Annotated in this window: 12 protein-coding genes, 2 tRNA genes and 1 pseudogene; 6 read left to right on the forward strand and 9 right to left on the reverse strand. The window is 58.3% G+C overall.

The window, feature by feature from the left end:
- Positions 1-64: 64 nt before the first annotated feature.
- Positions 65-2,356, forward strand: coding sequence for a phospholipase D-like domain-containing protein (locus MUN79_RS21785; RefSeq protein WP_244674663.1), 2,292 nt, complete (start codon positions 65-67; stop codon positions 2,354-2,356).
- A gap of 79 nt (positions 2,357-2,435) precedes the next feature.
- Here MUN79_RS21785 and MUN79_RS21790 read toward each other — a convergent pair whose 3' ends face one another.
- Positions 2,436-2,912: a hypothetical protein gene (locus MUN79_RS21790; RefSeq protein ID WP_244674664.1), complete on the reverse strand. Its 477-nt coding sequence runs from the start codon at positions 2,910-2,912 to the stop codon at positions 2,436-2,438.
- Positions 2,913-2,915: 3 nt separating this feature from the next.
- Positions 2,916-5,337 (reverse strand): annotated as a pseudogene (locus tag MUN79_RS32290) (endonuclease MutS2).
- Positions 5,338-5,694: 357 nt separating this feature from the next.
- On the opposite strand from MUN79_RS32290, the gene MUN79_RS21810 reads away from it, so the two are divergent.
- Entirely contained in the window at positions 5,695-7,263 is a 1,569-nt protein-coding gene (locus MUN79_RS21810) for a hypothetical protein (protein ID WP_244674668.1), read from the forward strand.
- Between the two features lie 107 nt (positions 7,264-7,370).
- Here the strand turns inward: MUN79_RS21810 and MUN79_RS21815 are convergent, their stop codons facing one another.
- From MUN79_RS21815 to MUN79_RS21825, 3 genes are all read right to left on the reverse strand, one after another.
- Positions 7,371-8,138, reverse strand: a complete 768-nt coding sequence (locus tag MUN79_RS21815; RefSeq protein WP_375378190.1) for a TIGR02757 family protein — start codon at positions 8,136-8,138, stop codon at positions 7,371-7,373.
- A gap of 86 nt (positions 8,139-8,224) precedes the next feature.
- On the reverse strand, positions 8,225-8,554 hold the full coding sequence (locus MUN79_RS21820; RefSeq protein WP_244674670.1) for an RlpA-like double-psi beta-barrel domain-containing protein: 330 nt from the start codon (positions 8,552-8,554) through the stop codon (positions 8,225-8,227).
- The gene (locus MUN79_RS21825; protein WP_244674671.1) at positions 8,551-9,195 is read right to left on the reverse strand and encodes a LysM peptidoglycan-binding domain-containing protein; all 645 of its coding nucleotides are present in this window, start codon (positions 9,193-9,195) and stop codon (positions 8,551-8,553) included. The genes MUN79_RS21820 and MUN79_RS21825 overlap by 4 nt, the downstream gene beginning before the upstream one ends.
- A 261-nt stretch (positions 9,196-9,456) precedes the next feature.
- On the opposite strand from MUN79_RS21825, the gene kdsB reads away from it, so the two are divergent.
- A complete protein-coding gene (gene kdsB, locus MUN79_RS21830; RefSeq protein WP_244678373.1) occupies positions 9,457-10,206 on the forward strand; it encodes a 3-deoxy-manno-octulosonate cytidylyltransferase in 750 nt (249 codons plus the stop codon).
- Positions 10,207-10,216: 10 nt separating this feature from the next.
- Here the strand turns inward: kdsB and MUN79_RS21835 are convergent, their stop codons facing one another.
- The 4 genes from MUN79_RS21835 to gap all read right to left on the reverse strand — a co-directional run bounded on the left by MUN79_RS21835 (position 10,217) and on the right by gap (position 13,225).
- On the reverse strand, positions 10,217-10,654 hold the full coding sequence (locus tag MUN79_RS21835; protein ID WP_244674672.1) for a DUF1622 domain-containing protein: 438 nt from the start codon (positions 10,652-10,654) through the stop codon (positions 10,217-10,219).
- A gap of 82 nt (positions 10,655-10,736) precedes the next feature.
- Positions 10,737-11,087: a translation initiation factor gene (locus MUN79_RS21840; protein WP_244674673.1), complete on the reverse strand. Its 351-nt coding sequence runs from the start codon at positions 11,085-11,087 to the stop codon at positions 10,737-10,739.
- A gap of 138 nt (positions 11,088-11,225) precedes the next feature.
- Positions 11,226-12,116, reverse strand: a complete 891-nt coding sequence (locus MUN79_RS21845) for a diacylglycerol/lipid kinase family protein (RefSeq protein ID WP_244674674.1) — start codon at positions 12,114-12,116, stop codon at positions 11,226-11,228.
- Positions 12,117-12,217: 101 nt separating this feature from the next.
- Entirely contained in the window at positions 12,218-13,225 is a 1,008-nt protein-coding gene (gap, locus tag MUN79_RS21850; protein WP_244674675.1) for a type I glyceraldehyde-3-phosphate dehydrogenase, read from the reverse strand.
- A gap of 330 nt (positions 13,226-13,555) precedes the next feature.
- Here gap and MUN79_RS21855 point away from each other — a divergent pair.
- From MUN79_RS21855 to MUN79_RS21865, 3 genes are all read left to right on the forward strand, one after another.
- Positions 13,556-13,627: transfer RNA gene (locus MUN79_RS21855), tRNA-Glu, on the forward strand.
- A gap of 23 nt (positions 13,628-13,650) precedes the next feature.
- Positions 13,651-13,722 (forward strand) — tRNA-Glu (locus MUN79_RS21860).
- Between the two features lie 347 nt (positions 13,723-14,069).
- A complete protein-coding gene (locus tag MUN79_RS21865) occupies positions 14,070-14,822 on the forward strand; it encodes a hypothetical protein (protein WP_244674676.1) in 753 nt (250 codons plus the stop codon).
- Positions 14,823-14,856 lie beyond the last annotated feature (34 nt).

Here is a 14,856-nt window from a genome sequence, read left to right on the forward strand (position 1 = left end):
TGTGGCTAACACGGTTTTGTGTTTCTTTGTGCGCGTTTTCCCTTAGTGCCCCTACCCAAATTTCATGAAAAGAATTACTCTTCTAAGTCTGCTGGCCCTCGGCGCAGGCTTGCGGCCGGCTATTGCCCAAACCGTAGAAACTATTGCCTCTGCCCGGGCCAAGGGCGTGGGGGCCGCGGTGGCGGTGCGCGGTACCGTCTCGAACGGGTCGGAGCTCGGCGCCATCCGCTATTTGCAGGATAAGGAGGCTGGCGTGGCCGCTTATGCCACCACCACGGCTTTCACCAGCCTGGGCGTGGGCGACAGTATTGAAGTGCGGGGTACGCTGAAAAACTTCAACGGCATTCTGGAAATAGACCCCGTAACCTCGGTTACGGTGCTGGGGCGAAACCGGCCGCTAACCGTAGCGGAGGTAGACGTGGCCACGGCCAGCTCGGTATACGCCGAAGTCTATGAAAGCCGTTTGGTACGCGTGAACGGTAACACCAGCGTTACGGCCGCTAATGGCGCGGCGGTAACCGTGTTTGCCGGCAATACCAACTACCTGCTCAATGCCCAGCCCACGCTGGTCATCCGGCCCAACACGGCTTCGACCGGGGCCGCTGGTCTGGTTGGCAAACCAGTGCCGACTGGCCCGTTCGATATCATCGGCATTATGAGCCAGTTTTCCACCACCGGCACGGGCGGCTACCAGCTGCTGCCCCGCCTCTACGCGGATATCGTTCTGGAAGGCCCCAAGATTCTGAACGGCCCGGTGCCCTCGGCCCTGACGCGCAACAGCTTCACGGTTTCCTTTACCACCCAGTTTGCCGGCGACACCAAGCTGGAGTACGGTACTACTCCCGCCTTGGGCACCGTACTGACTACCGCTACCGCTACCACTTCCCACCAGGTAAGCCTGACCGGCCTGCAGCCCGCCACCGTGTACTACGTGCGCGTATCGTCGACGAATGCCAACGGGACTTCCAGCAGTGGCATCGGCCCCATGATTACGGTATCAAATTCGACGGGTAAAATCCGGAACTACTTTAACAGCTCCGTGAATACTAGCCTGGCTCTGCCCAGCAATACGGCTCTGTACCTGAACCAGACCGTGCCCGATACGCTGGCCCGCTACATCGACCGGGCCCAGGAAAGCCTGGATGTAGCCATCTATAACTGGAACAACCAGACGATACTGGATGCCATCAACCGGGCCCAGGCTCGCGGTATCAAGGTGCGTCTGATCTATGAGGCTACCAACGCGAACAATAGCGTAAAACTGCTGAATGCTGCCATTCCGCGTATCGGCCGCGACTCGGATAGTGACGCCAGCAACCGGGGCATCATGCACAACAAGTTTGTGGTAATCGACGCCAATAGCGCCAACGCTACCCGCCCCTGGGTTTGGACCGGCTCTACCAACTGGACGCAGGCCCAGCTTTTTAGCGACAACAACAACGTTATTGCCGTGCAGGACCAAAGCTTGGCCCGCACCTACACGATGGAGTTTGAGGAAATCTGGGGGTCAACAGGCCCGACGCCCGGCACGCCGGTTTTCGGCAACCGCAAAACGGACAACACGCCCCACTTCTTCGTAATTGGTGGCTCGCGCGTGGAGTCGTGGTTTAGCCCGACCGACAACGTAAACGCCCGCTTGCTGGAAAGCATCCGGACTGCCGACAATGACCTGCACATTGAAACGATGCTCATCACGCTGAGCGAAATCGGCCAGGTAGTGCGGGACCAAGTACAGCTGCGCAACATTGCCAACTGCTCGGAAGCTTTGCTCAATGACACCTCCAACACGGGCACTGGCGCTATTTTCCGCACTATCCGCACGGCGCTGGGCACTCGCATTATGGTGAAAAATACTGGTGGCATTATGCACCACAAAACCCTGATTGTAGACGCCGGTGCTTCGCAGTCGGACCCGCAGGTATTCGTGGGCTCGCACAACTGGAGCCTGTCGGCCAACACGACCAATGACGAAAACACCCTGGTGGTGCACGACCCGCTGGTGGTAAACCGCTACTACCAGGAATTTGCGGCCCGCATTGCCGACCAGAACCGGGGCATCTCGGTCTGCAACCTGGTACTGGCCAACAAAACGGCTACCGTTCAGCAATCCAGCATTCAGGTATATCCGAACCCCACCCACGGCAAGTTCCAGCTGCGGGTAGCGGCAGCCAGCAAGGCCCGGACGGCCACGGTTACCTTGCGCGACGCAACCGGCCGCGTGGTGCTAACCCAGACCCAGGCTATTGGCGTTGGTGAGGAAGTAAAAGTAGATGCTTCGGCCCTGGGTGCCGGTCTGTACATGGTGCAGGTCGTAACCCCCGAGTCGACGCAGGTTAGCCGCGTGGTAGTGGAATAATCCTCACAGCAGCTAAAAGCAAAAAAGGCGGCTCCCGTGTTGGGAGCCGCCTTTTTTGCTTTTACATTACACCTAGCCGTCAGGTAAGCGGCGCTAGTTGAAAGCTACGTTCTAAGTCCCGCTTCAGCAACCCGGTCGACACCCGGTGCAGCACCCACAGCGAGCCGCTGCCCAGGGTCCAGAACACGAGGCTAAAGCCGACATGCAGCCAGTGGGTTTGACCCAGATCAAAGAAACCGGCCAAGGCGGCGAACAGCGTAATTCCCCAGAACATGGGCTGCATCGAAGGCGCCGGATACACCGTCAGCATCACTGGTGTTCCGGTAGCCGCGGCCCCGATTTCGAGCGTAGCCCGTTGTTTTCCGGAAAAGCGCAGGCCACCTAATGCCACCAGCGGGGCCACTTCAAGCACCGTAGCCGACTGCCAGCTGGCCCGATACACGTGCGGGTGCAGCGGCCCACCCTGCCGGGCAATAAACACGTCGGCCGTAGCGCGCAGGGCTTCGGCCGACGTGTTGGCGTGGTAGGCAAATTGCTGGGGCTGGTTAAAAAACATCGGCTATTTCAGCACGGCCACGGTAGCCCCGTCACCGCCCCGGTCAGCGTGCTCATCGGCTACGCTGGCGGCGGCCCGCACCCGGTGCAGATAGTCGCGCACCACCTGGCGCAGCACCCCGTTGCCGCGGCCGTGCAGGAACTTGATTTCGGGAATCCCCAGCATCACGGCATCATCCACGAAGGCCATAACCTTGTGCAGGGCATCTTCAGCCCGCTCCCGCGCAAATCCAGCACGGGGCTGAAGTTGGCCATGCGGCCGGTCAGGTCCATGCCCAGGCTGGCCGAGGAGCTGAAGCTGGCCTTTTCAGCCTTCTTCTCCCGCTCCCGGATTTCGGCCCGGCCCACTTTTTCCAGCTGACTGGCCTTGACAATGGTTTTCATGCCGCCAAACAACACCTCGGCGGTTTTGCCTTTGATGCTAATCAGCTCGCCGTAGCCATCCTGTCCGATCAAAGCCACTTTGTCGCCGGGCTTGAGGGTTTTCGGGTCGGCGGTTTCGCGGCTGGCTTTGGGCTTGGGCGGCTCAATCTGGAGCTTTTCGCGCACAAAGGTGTCCAGATTCTGCCGGGCCTCCTTGGTCTTTTCCTTGTCGGCCTGGTTGGAGCGGATTTCGGCAATGGTGGCCTCAATCTGCTGGTTGGTGTCCTTGAGCAGCAGCTTGGCCTGGGCCTTGGCGTTGCGCAACACTTCGAGGGTGGTTTCGTCGAGGTGCTTTTTGAGGTCTTGGTATTCCTGAGCGGCCTTTTTCATGCGCTTCTCGGCCTTGGCGGCTTCGGCGTTGCGCACTTCCAGGTCGGTTTTCTCCTTTTCCAGGCCTTCCAGCAGCCGGTCGTAGCGGATTTTATCCTTGCCCACAAGCTGGGTGGCCCGCTCCACAATCTGCTTGGGCAAACCGATTTTGCGGGCAATTTCGATGGCAAAGCTTGAGCCCGGCTTCCCGATTTCGAGGCGGTACAGCGGCTGCAGCTGCTCGGGGTCGTAGCGCATGGCCCCATTCACCACCCCGGCGTTGCGCTCGGCAAAGTTCTTCAGGTTGGTGTAGTGCGTGGTAATGACCCCGAAGCTGCGGGCCCGGTTGAGCTGGTCGAGCACGGCCTCGGCAATGGCGCCACCCAGGGCAGGCTCGGTACCGGTACCAAATTCGTCGATGAGCACCAAGCTGCGCTTGCCGGCCAGGGTCACAAACTGCTTCATGTTCAGCAGGTGCGACGAGTAGGTACTCAGGTCGTTTTCCAGGCTTTGCTCGTCGCCGATGTCGAGGAAAATATCATCGAACACGCCGGCTTCCGAACCGTCGCCGGCCGGGATGAGCAGGCCGCACTGCAGCATGTACTGCACCAGGCCCACGGTCTTCATACTCACCGACTTACCGCCGGCATTAGGACCCGAAATCAGCAGGATGCGCTGATCGAGGTTGAGCTCCATATCCAGGGGCACCACCTCGCGCGGGTTTTCCTTGAAGTGCTCCTTGAAGGTAAGATACAGCAGCGGGTGGCGCACCTTTTTCCACTGCATTAGCGGGCGGGGTGCAGCACGGGCATGGTGGCTTCCAGGCGGCCGGCCAGCAGAGCCTTGGCCCGGATGAAGTCGAGCAAGCCCAGGTACTGATAGGCCTTGCGCAGGTCCGGAATGTGGGGGCGCAGCTGGCTAGTCAGGTGGGTCAGAATGCGGATCAGCTCCCGCTGGTAGGCATTTTCGAGGTCCTTTATGTCGTTGTTGAGCTCGAACACGGCTTCCGGCTCGATAAACACCGTCTGGCCCGAGGCCGACTCGTCGTGAATCAGGCCTTTGACGCGACGCTTGTGCTCGGCAATAACAGGCAGCACCAGGCGGCCGCCCCGGATGGTGGGCTCGGCGTCGCCGGGAATCCAGCCTTCAGATTTGGCGTGGCGCAGGATGCCGGCAATCTGCTTGCGCAGCATGCCCTGGCGGTTGATGAGTTCCTGGCGCAGCTGGGACAGCAGCGGGGAAGCATTATCGCGCACCTGCCCTTCGTCGTCCACCACCTTGTCCAAAGCGGCCAGCAGGTTACGGTCGACCTGCACGCCGATGCCCAGCAGGCGCAGCGTGGGATACAGGGTTTCCTCGGCCTGGGTAAAGAAGGTAAGAGCCTGACGGATGGTGCGCAGCGACATTTTCACGGCGAAAAAAGCCGCTACGTCGAGGTAGGCACCGGGCAGGCTGGCCCGCACCAGGTATGGGTGTACGTCGTGGTAGTGCTGGCTGGGAAAGTCGGCGCCCGACTGGAGCAGGGCGCGGAACTCGTCGGTTTGCAGCAGCAGCTTTTCCAGCTGGTCGTGCTTGGTCTGAAACTGCATCTTGGCCACAAACTGGCGGCCCAGGGCGCTCAGGCACAAGCTTTCCAGCATCTCGCGCAACTGCGCGAAGCCGATTTTCTGCTCGAAGTTATTAGGAAGAATCAAACTCGAAAGTGGGTAGTAGAGGTACTGCGGATTAGAAAGAGAGTGCTAAGGTAAACACCTTGGGCATAGGGAAAGATTCGGTTAGAAGATGAAATTGAATGTAGAGGAAGAAAATTTTGGCCACGCACTTTATTGCTTTCAATATTGCTGCGCCACGCTTATTTTTGGACTAGCCCTACCCAGGCCCTACGAATACTTGCTTGTTACGGCCAATATCTTCCTTCTTTTTAGGATTATTTGGTTGTGAGCAAGAAAAAATAGCACTGAATACATATTCCTGCTTCGCTGTGTACTCTACTCCGGCAGCGGCTTTTACCAGACCCAACCCACTACTACCTGCTTCACTTTCACTGATCCATGTTTTCCAACCCACCCAACTCCCCTACCGCCTGGTACCGCTTGCTTACGGCAGCCCTCGTGTCCTGTGCTTTGTCGCTGCCAGCGGTTGGGCAAACCCAGCTGGCTACAGCAGTCAAGCTAAACAAGAAAGAGCTACTGGGAGCGGCGCTGCAGCTGCAAAATGGCACGGTTGCGCTTTTTGTATCCAAACCCCAGGAAGGCAACGTGCGGGTGCTGTTGCTAAACACCGATGGCAAGCTGCGCTGGGAAAAGTCGCTCACCAAGATGCAGACTGCCTTTCGCAAAGGACCGGGCACGGCAGCAGCCAATCAGCCCAATGGCGTCCCCATTGAAAGCCTGTATCCCACCCTTGACCCCCTAGAGGTATTTGCTGTCGGCAATACCATTTATGCGGCAGAGGTGGTCGACCAAGACTTGAATCGCAACGTTAAAAAAGAAAACATTAACGCCCATGACATACTGCTACAGCGCTTAGATTCCACTGGCGAGAAAAAGGAGCAGATCCTGACCTACGCCGCCATTTCGCCGTCGACGACGGTGTCCAGCTTTTTAAGCTACGTCGAAGACAATACGTTTTACCAAATAAGCCGGGAGGTTAATTACCGCAAGGACACCGATGAGGTTTACCTGAACTCCTTTAGCTTAACGGGCAAAGACACCCAGCATATCCGGCTCCCCCTGGCCAAACCAGGCCCTGGCAAGACTCCCAACTTCAAGGAAGACTGGCATCTGCTCACTCGTTATAAGGGCATCACCTACTTTTCGCGCCGTTTTAAATCAACCAAAGGCTCTACCGCCGAGCACGTTGTCGAACAACGGTTCGAGCTTTTGGGCTTCGATAATAAAGGCCAACTCGTGGCTTCCGTTCAGCCGGAGTTACAGCTGGGCGCGTACCGAACGGTTGGCAAAAACCTGCACGAGCCGTCTTTTTACATTGACCAGGCCAACGAAAGCATCGTCTTCTGCGGAGCGTACCAAAAAACGTCCAAGAATAAGCAGGCGCCTAATCCCACTACTGAAGGGTTCTTTTTCGAGCGGTATGACTTGGGCGGCCGCCTGCTTTCCCATAAGCAAGTAGTGTACGCCAATGCCTTATCCGACAAGCACAAAGGCTTAGCAAAGCAGTTGCAGGAAACCGATGAGGTAACCATAATTCCGGACAACATTACCCGTAAGCTGGCGGCGGAGGTAAAAATTGCCGATGGCTACGTCACGATGTACTTCGACCCCAACCTCAAATTCGAGCGGTCCGTTTTCCTCACGGATAAGGAGCGCAACAAATTGTCCGATAATATCTGGCTTCAGTATGTGTTGGCGCCAAACGTTAAGAACTTCTCGTACAATGCCGCTGGTAGCACCACGCCCAAAATTGATGAAACGCTCCCTATCTACTATTTCCTAGAAAGCTCGCCCCTCTACTTAACGCTGTACGACAACCTGCTGAAAGTGCCAGAGGACGAGCATATCCGGTACTACGTCAGCCAGGCCACCAGCCGTTCCAAGCCGCTTTTAGTAGACTATACCAAGCAGAACCACGGGGTAATCAACGTCTATACGATTAAGTAAACTAACCCAGCTCTTCCCTTAGGCCCCAGAGGCGGCAAATCGAAGTTGGTTTGCGGCTCCTGGGGCTTATGCTTTCCGCCCTTTGCCGGCCCGGGTGCAACACGTGTTTAGTATTTCTCCTCTACGCCCAGTCCAAACAAGGCAAAGTCGTACTTCACCGGGTCGAGCGGGTCGAGCAGGCGCAGGTTGGCCGTCAGCTCCTCGGCGGCCCGCCAATCGACCACCGGGCGCTGCAGCAAACCTAGCTGCCGGGCCTGACGCTCCACGTGCACGTCGATGGGGCACACCAGCTCGGCCATGGGCAGGCGGGTCCAGAGGCCGAAGTCCACGCCCCGGTCGTCCTGGCGCACCATCCAGCGCAGGTACATATTCACCCGCTTGCAGGCCGAGCCCCGGGCGGGCGTAGCCACGTGCTTACGGGTGCGCTGCGGGGCATCTTCCAGGCTGAAGAACAGGTCATGGAAGTTTTCAAGCCGCTCCCGCTGGGTGGCGCCGGACAAAAACGCATCTTCCAGCGTGCTATGGTCAGCATAAAACCAGCGCAGCCAGTGCACGAAGTACAGCAGGTCAGTGTCGCAGAAGGTGCGGTGGCAGAAACCCAGCAGCTTTTTCAGGTCCTCGTCGTGGTGCTGGGTGATAAACTGGTAGGGCGCATCGTCCATGCGGCGCAGCAGCTCAGTTACCTTGCTGATAATGGTCGGACGGCGGCCCCAGGCCAGCAGGGCGGCAAACAGCCCGCTGATTTCCACGTCCTGCCGCTGGCGGAAGCGGTGGGGAATGCTAATAGGGTCGTGCTCGATAAAGCCGGGCTGGTTGTAGCGCTGGTAACGCTCTTCGAGTACCTGCCGGATGGTTGAAAGTTGCGAAGCTTGCACGGATAAGACCGGTGTGAAGTAGCTAAAAACCGCAAAGGCCATCGTGCTGACGGCCTTTGTAGTGATGATAAGCAGAAAAAACCAGCCTACGGCACGTAGGAGGTCTCAACCCGGAAGCGGGAATCGGGCGTGGCCAGCTTCTGCACGGCCCGCCTGGAGAGGCGTACCAGAATGTTGCTGTTTTCGCCCGTGTCGGGCAGCTGCCCAATCACGCGCACGTACACCGACTGCCCGTTCATGATGTTGCGCACCTGCATGATGGTGCCTACGGGAGCCGTTTTGTGCAAGGCCAGGTATTTGTCGGTGCCGCCGCCTTCGATAATGGCCGCTAGGCCGCCCTCGGTGACTTTGCGCACAATTTCGCTGGCCCGCTCGGGTACGCGTTCCTCGTCTTTTTCCTTAGGGGCCGGGGTCACGGCCGCGGGGGTTTCCTTGTCCTTGTCCCGGTCGGTATCCTCAGCTCGCTCGGGCGGTTGGTGGGCGCGGCCGGGGCCGGCTTCGGCGCGGGAGCAGCCGCTACCGGCGCGGGTTCCGGGGCAGCCACGGAGCCCGCAGCAGGCACGATAATCAGCGTCTGCCCGATACGCACGCCAGCGTTGTCGGGCAGCTTGTTGACGCGCGTAATAGCGTCGGGAGTGGTACTGAAGCGCCGGGCAATGGAAAATAGCGTCTGGCCCTTTTCTACCTTATACACTTTGTTGCCGCGGCTGTCGGTGGTCAGGCCGGCAGTAGAGGCGGCGACAGGAGTCGCGGGAGCGGGCTTCTTGGCCGTGCCGGCTGGGTTCATCACCACCCGATTACGGGGCACCAGCACAATCTGGCCCGTAACCAGGGCTTCGAGCTTGGGGTTTTCCTCTACAATCTGGTCGACGGGCACTTTGTAGCGGCGGCTCAGACCATAAAGCGTTTCGCCGGGCGCCACACGGTGCTTGATTAATACTTTGTTGTTGCGGTACTCAACGCCGATGGAATCGGGTAAGGCAACGGGGCGAACAGCCGCCGAAGCGGAAAAACCACAGAAAACACACGTGGCAAGCAGCAAGGAAAAACGAGTCATACGGACAGGGCGCGAAAAACAGGCAACGGGCGAAAAACGAGACGGATGGCACGCTGCCAGCAGAATAAACGCAGCCGAAAGATAAATAAATAATCCTTGAGCAGACTGGATAAGACGCGGAAAACCGGCCGTAACGCAGCGTTTGGCCTGGCAGCGGGGCACTAACGGCCACGTATAGCCAATTTAGCGCCATATTGGGTTCAAGCCTACATTCAGCTTACTTTCGGGCCACTTTTCGTCTTTCTCCCGCTTGCCGCTATGATCAACGCCCTTGGTATCATTCCCGCCCGATATGCCTCCACCCGCCTGCCCGGCAAGCCTTTGCTTGATCTGGGTGGCAAAACCATGATTCAGCGGGTGGTGGAGCAGGCCCAGCAGGCCCGCCTGAGCCGGGTGGTAGTGGCCACCGACGACGAGCGGATTCTAAACCACGTGCGCAGCTTTGGCGGTGAGGCCCTGCTGACCTCGGCCGACCACCCCAGCGGCACCGACCGGGTGTTTGACGCGTATTGCCAGCTCGATTCCCCCGCCGACTGCATCATCAACATCCAAGGCGACGAGCCGTTTATTCAGCCCGGGCAGATCAACGCGCTGATTGACTTGTTTGAGCAGGACCTCAGCACGCAACTAGCCACGCTGGTAAAGCCGGTAGATACCAGTGAGGAGCTTTTCAGCCCGCATATGCCCAAGGTAGTGCTCAATGGGCGGGGTCAGGCCCTTTATTTTAGCCGCCACCCCCTGCCCTACCAACGCCAGTACCCGCAGGAACAGTGGTTGGCGCACCACCGCTACCTGCGCCACATTGGCCTGTATGGCTACCGGGCCGATATTCTGGCCGAAATAACCCGCCTGCCTCCTTCGCCGCTGGAGCTGGCCGAGTCCCTGGAGCAGTTGCGCTGGCTCGAAGCCGGCTACCTGATCCAGACGGCCGAAACGATGGTCGTTACGCTCGGCATCGACACGCCGGAAGACCTGGAGCGGGCCCGGCGGCAGCTGGCTGACTTAGATTAATAGACCCTACTTAGCGCGGCTCAGGCCCGGTTTCACCGCTTATCTGGTTGGTGCGGTGTTCCACGTGCGCCTCGCCCTGCACGTGGCGCTCATCCTTCATTTCCTTCGACAAAAAGAAGTTCAGGGCTGTACGGATGACAGCAATAGCCCCGAGCTTTCCGATCTGCTCCCAGCTGGGGGCAATGGCTGTAGAAAGAATGTCGGCCCCGAGTTGAAATTCCAGGGCCAGCGCCAGGTACCGGGCCAGGGTCAGACGAATAGCCGTAAAGTCGGCGGTGCGGCGGTGCCAGAGTGCCAGCACAAACAGGCGCCCAGCCACCAGGATTCCGAGCCCAATGATGAAGGCCCCAATCGTTTCGACCCCGAGCTTGAGCCACTGCACGATGGTAATAACGCCGTGCTCGGCCAGGCTATGCAGGGTACTCGGTTCGGCAGAGAGCAGCATCATAAGCAGCTAGGTAGGTTAAAACGCTCATCTACAGCCGTTGGCAACGTTAACATGCCTTGGCTGTCCCAAGTAGCGGCGGCGCTTAGCCCCCGGCTTTCTTGGCTTTGTATTTCTGCTCGAGCAGCACGGCCAGCACTTTGTCGCGGAAGTCGCCCTGGATCAGGATTTCGCCGTCCTTGGCATTGCCGCCCACGCCACATTTGGTTTTGAGCAGCTTGGCCAGGGTTTGCAAATCGGCATCCTGGCCTACGAAGCCCGTGATGAGCGTTACCTGCTTGCCCCCGCGCGACTTTTTATCGAGCTGCACCCGCAGGTTCTGCTGCTGGGGCGGCAGGGTTTCGGCTTCTTCATCGGCGCTGTGCTGGTATTCAAAGTCGGAGCTGGTGGAATACACCACGCCTTCCCGGCTTCGGCGGTTTTTATCGGCTTTCATATGGTGAGTTGGTGAGATTGTGAAATGGTGAGCTTGTTCGCGCCTAGCGCTGTTAAAATAGCCTGTGGAAAGCGTTGCGGATAAAAACGGGGTAGCGAAGGATGAGCTAGTGTTTGATTCAACGACAACACTCCTACCTCACTTCTTAACGCCTACCGCAACTTCCAGTGCCAAGGGCTCGAGCTTCACGTCGAAGGCTTGGGCGTCACCCACGTAGTCGCCGTCTACGTGGAAGCCCAGGTCACGGGCAGCCTGCACCTGCACGTCGCTGCAGGTGTGGTACACGGCCGCGCCCGAGGCGGGCAGATTGCCCAGGGCCAGGCCCAGACTCACGCGCACGGCCCGCAACAGCGGCAGGGCATCAATCAGGCACAGGTCCAGCAAGCCGTCGGAAATATCGGCCAGGGGCGCAATGTAGGCGTTGTTGCCGTACTGGGCCGCGTTGGCAAAGGCCAGCACGTAGCAGTCGGTATTCGTGGTTTGGCCCTGCATCGTGACGGTAATGGGCGTGGGCCGGTAGCGCCGGTACTCGCGCAGCGCTACCTGCACGTAAGTGCCCAATCCCCGGGTGCCGGCCAGGGCAAAGCACTTGCTCACGTGGGCATCGAAGCCCAGGCCCGCGGTGCAGAAAAAAGGCCGCTCATTAATGTAGCCCACATCGATACGCTGAAACGTGGGGCGGGCTAGCTGCCGGATGGCAGCGGCTAAGTCAAGAGGCACATGCAGGTGCCGGGCCAGCCCGTTGCCCGAGCCCCGGGGCAGAATTCCCAGCGCGGCCCGCGTCCCGAGCAGCCCGCGGCCCACTTCATTTACCGTCCCGTCGCCGCCCACGGCTACCACAATGCGGAAACCGTCCTCGGCGGCCTGCCGGGCCAGCTCCACGGCGTGGCCGGCGTACTGGGTCAGCCGCACCTCGTAGTCCACCGTGTCGGCGGGCAGATGCTGGGCTATCAGGGCTGGCACGTCCTGCCGCCGGTTGGTACCGGAGTTGGGGTTGATAAGAAAGCAGATTCGCAGCTTGTCGGACATAGACGGCAACAACGCAGGAAGGAGTGAAAAGTTGAACGGCCGGCCCCAACAAAAAAGCCCGCCCAAGCGGGCAGGCTTCTTTGGCAGGAAAAAGCTTCCGCTTACTTGCTCATGGCCTCACCCAGCTTCTGGATCAGGTCGGCAGTGCGGGTGCTGTAGCCGGTTTCGTTGTCGTACCAGCCGATAACCTTGGCCAGCGTACCGCTGGCGGCCGTCAGCTCCGAGTCGAAGATGCAGCTGTGGGGGTTGCCCACGATGTCGATGCTCACCAGCGGGTCGGTGGCGTACTCGATGATGCCTTTCATGGCACCTTCCGAGGCCGACTTCAGCGCGGCGTTGATCTGCTCTTTCGTGGCTTCTTTCTTCAGAATCACGGTCAGATCGGTCATCGAGCCATCCGGCACGGGTACGCGCATGGCCAAACCATCAAGCTTGCCCTTCAGCGTGGGCAGCACCAGACCTACGGCCTTGGCGGCACCAGTGCTGGTGGGGATGATGCTGTAGGCAGCGGCGCGGGCGCGGCGCAGGTCCTTGTGAGGAGCGTCCTGCAGGTTCTGGTCGGAAGTGTAGGCGTGCACCGTGGTGATGTAGCCTTTCTCAATACCGAACACCTCGTCCAGTACCTTAGCCATTGGGGCCAGGCAGTTGGTGGTGCAGCTGGCGTTAGAGATGATGGTCTCGTCGCCGGTCAGGATATCTTCGTTTACGCCCAGTACTACGGTCGGAATGTTGCCGGTAGCGGGAGCCGAAATCACAACTTTCTTAGCGCCAGCGGTGATGTGCTGACCAGCGCCGGTCTCGTCCACGAAGCGGCCGGTCGACTCCAGTACCACGTCAACGCCCATGTTGCCCCAGGGCAACAGCTTGGGGTCACGCTCAGCCAAAGCGGCGATGCGCTGGCCGTTTACCGTCAGGCTTTCCTCGTCGTAGGTCACAGTACCGTCGAAGCGGCCGTGTACCGAGTCATACTTCAGCAGGTGAGCCAGCGTCTTGTTATCGGTCAGGTCGTTGATTGCTACAACTTCCACGTTGTCGCGGCCAAGAAGAGACTTGAACGTCAGGCGGCCAATGCGGCCGAAGCCGTTAATGGCGACTTTAATTTTAGCCATAATAAGGGAGATGAGGTTTAACGGCCCACAAGAGGCCGAGTGAAAACGCGGAGCGAAGGTACCGGGTCCTGCTAACTTCGCCAAATCAATATCAGGCCGGGTAAAATCATGTCTTTTCCGCCTCCTTTCCCCGGGTGAAAGGCCTATAGTAGCAGCCCGGTTTTCAGCTCATCAGCTGGCCCGCTGTCGACTGACTTTAGACATTCGCATTTTTTTGCCCTGAAAATCAGTTGTTTTAACGTCTTTAGGGGCTTTTTTTTCAATCAGCTATTGCGGCCAAGGTTCTCTTATCTATCTTTGCAGCATCAAAACGAGGTCGGGACGTTATCTGGTCCGTTCGTCTAGGGGTTAGGACAGTAGATTTTCATTCTACCAACAGGGGTTCGATTCCCCTACGGACTACTACCCGACCCGTTTTGATACATGGTCCGTTCGTCTAGGGGTTAGGACAGTAGATTTTCATTCTACCAACAGGGGTTCGATTCCCCTACGGACTACGAGTTTCATCCTGAGACAAAAAAAGCCTTCTGGTTCACGCCAGAAGGCTTTTTTGTTTTCCGGACATGGCATAAAGCGGCCCACAAGCTCCTGCCTCGCAGCATTTGTATTTCGGGTTGCTCCCACTGCTACCGATGCAACGCTAACGCAAGATTCCCAGACATATGAGTATGCCGACAGCAGCCCGAGCTCGTGTGGAAGGCAGCAACCTGTGCAGGCTGAATAAATTTTATATATATAAAATATAACCTATTCGTTAAAACAATAAAAACAGGTTATCCTCCTTTACCTTTTAAGCTGCTATTCTACTCTTCGTACCGTCCGCTTATCACACCTGTCTGCTCTCATGAAGTTCTTTTACCCGCTTTGCTGTCTTACGCTGACCAGCTGGCTTAGTGCTAATCAGGCCGCGGGCCAGGGCCAGCCCCGTGATTCGAGCCTGCTGGCCGCGGCCACTACCCGGCTAACAAGCCTGCAGATGGCCCCGGCAGAAGGCAACTCCAACCTCTACAACGGCACTGAATATGTGCGCTACGAGAAGACTTTCCGCTCCGTAAAAGGCCACCAGTTTTTTCAGGCCGCCGAAGAGCTGACCGGAAATATTTTCTATGATGGAGCACTGTATACGAATGTGCCCCTACAGTATGACATCCGGTATGACCAACTGGTTTTGCGGTTTCCGCAGAGCCCCTATCAGCTTAAGCTGCACACCGAGAAGGTAGGCTACTTTACCGTCAACCGCCACCGATTTGTGCAGATAAACGGCCCGGCACCTGCCACGGCCGGAGCCCTGGTGCCAGGCTTTTATGACGTGCTGTACGAAGGTCGGACGCGGGTGCTGGCCAAGCGGATCAAAAAGATTCAGGAAACCTTGACCGGTGGTGGAGTGGAACTGGCTTTTCTGGAATCAAACCGCTTTTTCCTGGAAAAAGAAGGCAAACCCTACCCCATCAGCGGCAAGGGCGACCTGCTGACAGCCCTGGCCGACAAGAAGAAGGAGCTGCGGCAATTTGTGAGTGCCCAAAAGCTGAGCTTTAACAAAGACCAGCAGGAAGCCTCCTTCGTGAAACTGGCCCGCTACTACGATACCCTGCGCTAGGTGGCCACCCCGGCCCTACCCGCTCCTATTCTCC

Source organism: Hymenobacter cellulosilyticus, assembly GCF_022919215.1.
Classification (GTDB): Bacteria; Bacteroidota; Bacteroidia; order Cytophagales; family Hymenobacteraceae; genus Hymenobacter; species Hymenobacter cellulosilyticus.